Origin of the sequence: Yersinia sp. 1252 StPb PI, from assembly GCF_048593885.1 — a bacterium.
In the GTDB taxonomy this organism is placed as follows: Bacteria; Pseudomonadota; Gammaproteobacteria; order Enterobacterales; family Enterobacteriaceae; genus Yersinia; species Yersinia enterocolitica_E.
Map to the genome: position 1 here is coordinate 1 of NZ_JAZGQE010000226.1, position 6,541 is coordinate 6,541.

A 6,541-nucleotide genomic window follows, 5' to 3' on the forward strand; every position below is an offset into this window, starting at 1 on the left:
ATTTAAATGAAATAAATGTTCTTATTTGAGCTATGTATGGCATTTACCACAGCAGGAGCAGAGCACCATGTCCATCGCGCAAGATCGTTTCTGTATTAATCGCAAAATCGCCCCGAATCTCAGTATTGAGAATTTTTTCCGTCTGGTTAAGAAATGTGGCTTAAATAAGGTTGAGCTACGCAATGATATGCCCGGTGGAAAAGTGACTGACGAGCTAAGTACGGCCCAACTCAATGCACTGGCTGATGAACATCAAATTGAGATTGTTACTATCAATGCATTGCAATATTTTAATCTGCCAGAGCAGCGAGGCGAGCTACTACAAGAAGCGGAAAACATGCTCAAGTTGGCACGGGATATCAACTGTCACGGAGTCATTCTGTGCCCGAACTGTAGTGCCAGTGACAGACGTTCAGCCGAGCAAAAAGAGCATGACACCCTGGATGCACTGCGGCTACTTGCCCCCCTGTTTAAGAAATATCAAGTCACTGGATTAATTGAGCCTTTAGGCTTTGGAATCAGCTCATTGCGTTCTCATCTGGTAACACAATCACTGATCCGCACATCGGCCGCCCCCTACCAAATGGTGTTGGATACTTTCCATTACTATCTGAGTGATATCGCTCAGGCCGAGTTTGATGCACATATTGACGTTAATATAATTGGCTTAGTACACCTTTCCGGCGTCGAAGAGAACAGGTTGAAATCCACACTGACTGATGAAGACCGCATTATGCTCAGCGAGCAAGATAAGTTGAACAGTAAGCAACAAGTCGCAAATCTTGAACGTCTGGGTTATCAGGGAATCTATGCTTTTGAACCGTTTTCGTCACAACTAAATATTTGGTCTGAAGCTGATATAGAAAGAGAAATTCGCCAGAGCATGGCTTATTTACAAAGCTAATCAGCCCTACTGATACTGGGGCTGATAACTGACTATTGGGCTTAACATTTTAAAACGGAACTCAAGACATCGGCTCGGGGTGCCTGTTTTCTTAGACATCCCGACATGCTAACTATATTGGCAAAATTACTATCTTCTCTGCTCATTATGAGCAGAATCACGGCTATCTGGCGCTACGATTGCTCCAGCGTACGACCAGGCTAGCTGCACCCGCGAGGGTAATCAGACTAACTACAGCAGTCCATCCCATTTTTTCCAACATCAGGCTGCCTAAAGCTGAACCAACCGCCATCCCAACAAACACACCGGTAAATAACAAGGCATTGAGCCGGCTGCGAGCTGCAGGTTCCAGGCTGTAAATAATGGTTTGATGTGCTATCAGTGTCGCCTGAACGCCGAAATCAAAACCAATCGCGCTGATGACCATAAGCCCAATCTGGTATTGAAGTGGCAATAGCGGCAGAAGAAATAACGCTGCAAATGAGAGGGTTGCCACACTTGCACCAATCAAAGTAACCCTATGTGGCCCACGGCGATCCGCCAATGCTCCAGCCAGAGGAGCCGCCAAAGCACCTGCGGCACCAGCAAGGCCAAACGCACCGGCAACAGCACTACCAAGATGATAAGTATCTTGTAACATCACTGCTAGTGTTGACCAAAAAGCACTGAATCCGACCGATAACAACCCTTGTGATAGCGCCGCACGGCGCAAGGTTTTAAACTGAAGCCACAAGTGAATCATCGACCTAAGTAGTGCTGGATAACTCAGAGTTGAAGCTGCGGGAACCCGAGGTAAACCGCGCCATATCACCAGCGTTATAAAAATAACTGACAGCGCCGCACCGATATACAGCACCCGCCAACTAAAATATTCGGCGACAAAACCACTCAGCACCCGCGACAATAGAATCCCCAGCAATAAGCCCGTCATTACAGTTCCGACGGTCTTACCCCGTTGTGCTGCTGAAGCCAATGTCGCTGATGCAGGAACAATGTCCTGCGCCATGGTTGCGGCAATCCCGACCACCAAGCTGGTGACTAACAACCCATTGATACCAGAGATAAAACCACTGCACAGCAACGCTGCGGTAAGCAAAAGACCTTTCAATAAAATAACAATCCGACGATCGTGGCGATCACCTAGCGGGGCGAGCAACAAGATACCTAAAGCATAACCAATCTGTGTCAGTGTCGGCACCATACCAACCGTACCTACACTGGCATGCAGGTCGGTACCCATAACACCCAATAATGGCTGACTATAATAAATTGAGGCAACGCTAAGCCCAGCGCCGGTTGCCAACATAAGAACTGTCCGGCCGGAAAGGGTTTTCTCAGGACTATCTAAAGTACTTGGTATGGTTTGAATGGCTGACATGGCGGCTACCTATAATGATATTGAGTCAGTATTTTTGCCTGAGTAGACATGTGTTGGTAGTCGCCTTAAGAGTAAAACTGTTATACGCTTAACGTATGATAGAACCCGGTTTGACTAGCATTGATCGTATAGAGTTAATGCAGACATTTATCCGCATCGTTGAGGCTGGTAGTTTATCGGCAGCAGCAGTACGTCTGGGTACAAGCCAGCCGACGATTAGCCGGCGGTTACAGACACTGGAACGCCTGCTTGGCCTGAAATTATTGCAGCGCACTACGCATGTTATGAAGCTCACCGACGATGGCGAACGCTGCTATTCCCATGCTAAAGCACTGGTTGAAAACTGGCATAGGATGGAGGATGACCTGCGCGGGGCCACGGACGAGCCCAGAGGAGTACTGCGAGTTTTAGTGCCGCACGCGTTCGGGCAAGATCAATTAATCAAACCGCTTAAAGACTATTTAGGCCGTTATCCGAAAATGTCCGTGGAATGGATACTAAATGATCGCCGCCCGGATTTCATCGTGGAAGGTATTGATTGCGCCATTCAAGTTGGAGCCGTCACCGATCCTTCGGTGATTGCGATTCTGCTGGCCGAGGTGCCGCGTATTGTCGTCGCCGCGCCTGAATTGCTCAATGATAAGCCGCTACCGCTACATCCTGACCAATTGCAGGATTTACGCTGGCTGGCGTTAAGCTCATTTTACCGTAATGAAGTCGTCCTAAATCATCAGACGAGTGGTGACATACATCGTTTTTCTATCCAGCCACAATTGAGTACCGACAGTCTGTATGCCTTACGTAATGCCGCACTCGCGGGGGTCGGGGTAGGAATCGCCTCAACGTGGGTGGTAAGCGAAGATCTTGCACAAGGGCGGTTAGTACATCTAACTCCCAATTGGCACGGATTACCTTTGCCCATCTATCTGGTTTATCCCCATGCCAGTTTTTACCCAGCAAGATTACGGGCATTTTTAGATATTATGCGCCACGCCATGCCGAGTCTGGCTGGCACGCAACCCCCAGCGCAAAAATAGAAAAACCAGCCCGAGGACTGGTTCTTGATAATGACAGATACCTTTTAAGGATTGTGCAGATAAAGCAATTAATTCTATCGCAGCCATCCTTCATTGGTGAAAAACTTAGCGCCTTCCGTTGTAGTCAAATAAGCCATGAATTGCGCCGCACCTATATCTGCTTTCGGTGAAATTGCCATATTGAAGTCGCGGTAAATTCGTCTTTCCGGCTCAATAGTCACCATATCGACTTTATCCGCGTTAGCAATCGGCCAGTCACTCCAGGTGATCCAGGCATCTGCTTTTAACCGTTGGAAGGCCTTAAATGCAGCACCACTTCCCTGCTCATAGGCCACGATATGTGACCGTACTTGTTTGATATCTTCCAGCCGGCCCAAACGCCCGGCAATATCTTCCCACAAACCGGTACCTGAGGTGTTGTAGGTTCCTTTACCTTCGGTCACCACAATTTTGACCGGTTGTTTGATCAGATCCTCAAAACTCTTAATATTTTTAGGATTACCTTTTGCTACTGCAATCACTGCCGGATGAATAAACATCGGCACAACATCCTTGCTGGCCACAAAAGGATAATTCTCCAGATACGCCGTCATCGATTGCTCTGAAGCACTGAAAATAATATCAGCACGTTGCTGGGCATCTTTTGACCATTTCTCCTCTGGTCCGTAGATTATTTCCACACGTTGTCCGGTCTTTTGCTGAAAACTCTCTGCGGCTTTTATCAACGCGGTGTGAGGTCCGCCCGGCCCATAGACGCGAACCACGCCATCGTTGGGTTGATGGATGATATTAGTATCGAGAAATTGGCCGCTGGCGTAGGACAGCGCCGATGCCATGATACTCAGTGTTCCAATGATTAACTTTCTAATTTTCATCAACTATTCTCATCGTTATACCGTTGAAGCAGACAGTTCAATACAGGTACCTTTGAACAGAACCTTGCTTGCAGGATTATTATTTGCCGTAATGAAAAGCTCACTGCTGTTTTTGACAGTATTCCATTCCGTTGGCGTGAGTAATTTAGGGACGGTTAAATCAGTAAATCGCCCTAATAACACCGTCTGACCGGTATCTTTATTTCGTGCCCATAACATGGCTGTTTCCATTCCTGCATCGGTTGACTGATGACGGGCATTCCATTTCAAGCGAATACTTGATTCCCCTGGTTTGTCACCTTTGTAAGCCATCAGGACAAAGTGGTCGGCCTTTTCTGCGGACGACATAACTGCGATATAGCTGGGCATGGCGACTTGCGGCTTGGCCATAAACAACATAGTGCTGGAAAACAGCAATAACAGTGCCGCGCAAGCGAGCGACAATGTTGGCCACTTTCTTTGCCCCAACCATGCCCACAACCCCGGTTTTACTGGTTGTCCCAATGTGGTCTGAATATTTTTCCATACCCATGAAGGGGGCTTATCTGATGTCATTGGTTCCAGTCCACTTAAACGTGAATGCCACTGCATAACCAGCTCATACCAGCTTTCATCTTCCGCCATCAGAGATTCAAGACGTTTTCTGGTTTTGGGGGATAATGTGCCAAGTAAATACTGACTCACCAGATGTTCCCGGATGATTAAATTGCGATATCGACCCGGAGTTAAGTGTCCATGCATTGTTTTAACTCCTTTAGGCCGCGCCGTATCCACGATTTGACCGTGCCCAACGGACGCGCCAATCGTTCAACAATTTCCTCATGGGAATAACCATGGATATAAGCCAACCTTATCGCTTGCCTTTTTTCTTGTGTCAGCGAAAAAATACAGCGATTTAAAATGGCAAGGTGAGCTGCGGTATCGGTTTCATCTTCTTTCCCCACTTCCGATAACATGTCTGCCTCTTCAAAACTAGGATGATGACGGCCATGCTGTCGGACATGGTCAATAGCCAGATTACGCATTAATTGACACATCCAGGCCCAGGGATAAGTTGTTGGGCTGCGGTCAGCAGCAAACCAGACTTTGAGATACCCCTCTTGTAATAGCTCGGCGGCAATATCTCGATCAGCCACAATTTTCATGATTAAGCCGTATAACTTGCGATTAGTTTGGCTATATAAGGTTTCAAAAGCCTGCCTGTCTCGGAGCTTGATCCGAGAGAAAAGTTTCTGTAGTTCTTCATTTGCTGTGACCACAATAACCTCAGACGCGTTATTTAAAGATGAACCAGATGCCAGACATCTTTTATCTGATCACCCGTGATATCACCGGGTTGTTTATCTTTAATCCAAGAATATAAAGGCTGGTCCTGATAGGCCCACTGATAGGTACCATCTTTACGTGCAACAACGCTGAACGGCGCACTGGCTTTGTCATCTTTTTGGGCTGCTAACGGCGGCCAATTTGCGGCGCAATCTTCATAGCATACCGATATCCCTTTGCTGTCTTTAGAGAAGGTATAGAGCGACATATTGTCTTTATTGGCTAAAATCTTGCCGGAGTCGGTGGTGTAAACTTTGACCGGCGCCCTATCTGCACGGGCAAGTGACCATATATTCTTAAAGCCCGCTCCGGTAATATCCCCAGGCTGTTGATCTTTATGCCAGAGATAAAGTGGGCGATGGTTCAGTGTCCATTGCAGACTACCATCCGCACGTTTAATTTTATCCAGCCCAGGGAGTTGAGTGGCATTATCTTTTACCAACAACGGTGGCCAAGCCTTGGCACAATCCTTGTAGCAATTGGACAAGTCTTGCTTGTCATTATCGAAGGTATACAGGGTCATACCTTTACTGTCGGTATAAACTTGTCCTAACGTAGTCTCTTTTACTGCGACATCAGAAGCCAGAGCCGAGAATGCCAGTAAGCCGATCATTGCAGGTAGCAAGCGGAGTTTCATCGTTGATATCCTTGTTGTGTGTTTGATTACTCTGATAGAGACGTTCAGGTGATCATTTTGGATGCACTCAAAGGAAAATATTTTTGAATTTATGTTTTTGCTGCAATAGCAGATGAGCTCAATACTGCATAGCTCCTACCTTTGATATTAGGTTAATATACGGGTATACGACGCAATTTTGCTCGTAACTCACTAATGGATATATAAACTTCAGACAGTTATTAATTCCCCCCAGATACAAACACCCACATTATTTAATGATATTAAAATTGCAGTACGTATTCTGTGGTGAGTCATATTTCTATATGTAAGCAGTGATTTTTATATGTTTCATTCTATATAGGTCTAGCACTAGCAATTTATATACTGCCATTCCCCCGTCAT

Annotated in this window: 7 protein-coding genes; 2 read left to right on the forward strand and 5 right to left on the reverse strand. The window is 46.5% G+C overall.

What is annotated here, in order from left to right; all coding sequences use genetic code 11:
• Positions 1-67: 67 nt before the first annotated feature.
• On the forward strand, positions 68-904 hold the full coding sequence (locus tag V2A85_RS21180) for a sugar phosphate isomerase/epimerase family protein (protein WP_420072279.1): 837 nt from the start codon (positions 68-70) through the stop codon (positions 902-904).
• A 163-nt stretch (positions 905-1,067) separates the two neighbouring features.
• On the opposite strand, the gene V2A85_RS21185 is transcribed toward V2A85_RS21180, so the two are convergent.
• Positions 1,068-2,282: an MFS transporter gene (locus V2A85_RS21185; protein WP_420072280.1), complete on the reverse strand. Its 1,215-nt coding sequence runs from the start codon at positions 2,280-2,282 to the stop codon at positions 1,068-1,070.
• Between the two features lie 95 nt (positions 2,283-2,377).
• On the opposite strand from V2A85_RS21185, the gene V2A85_RS21190 reads away from it, so the two are divergent.
• Positions 2,378-3,319 carry a LysR family transcriptional regulator gene (locus V2A85_RS21190; protein WP_420072281.1) on the forward strand — a complete coding sequence of 314 codons (942 nt, stop codon included), beginning with the start codon at positions 2,378-2,380 and terminating at the stop codon, positions 3,317-3,319.
• A 74-nt stretch (positions 3,320-3,393) separates the two neighbouring features.
• Here the strand turns inward: V2A85_RS21190 and V2A85_RS21195 are convergent, their stop codons facing one another.
• The 4 genes from V2A85_RS21195 to V2A85_RS21210 are packed head-to-tail and all read right to left on the reverse strand — an operon-like array spanning position 3,394 to position 6,157.
• Positions 3,394-4,194 carry a substrate-binding domain-containing protein gene (locus tag V2A85_RS21195; protein ID WP_420072282.1) on the reverse strand — a complete coding sequence of 267 codons (801 nt, stop codon included), beginning with the start codon at positions 4,192-4,194 and terminating at the stop codon, positions 3,394-3,396.
• Between the two features lie 15 nt (positions 4,195-4,209).
• Positions 4,210-4,935, reverse strand: coding sequence for a hypothetical protein (locus V2A85_RS21200; protein ID WP_420072283.1), 726 nt, complete (start codon positions 4,933-4,935; stop codon positions 4,210-4,212).
• On the reverse strand, positions 4,920-5,453 hold the full coding sequence (locus V2A85_RS21205; RefSeq protein ID WP_420072284.1) for an RNA polymerase sigma factor: 534 nt from the start codon (positions 5,451-5,453) through the stop codon (positions 4,920-4,922). Before V2A85_RS21205 ends, V2A85_RS21200 begins: the two co-directional genes overlap by 16 nt.
• A 20-nt stretch (positions 5,454-5,473) precedes the next feature.
• Positions 5,474-6,157: a hypothetical protein gene (locus V2A85_RS21210; RefSeq protein ID WP_420072285.1), complete on the reverse strand. Its 684-nt coding sequence runs from the start codon at positions 6,155-6,157 to the stop codon at positions 5,474-5,476.
• Positions 6,158-6,541: the final 384 nt, after the last annotated feature.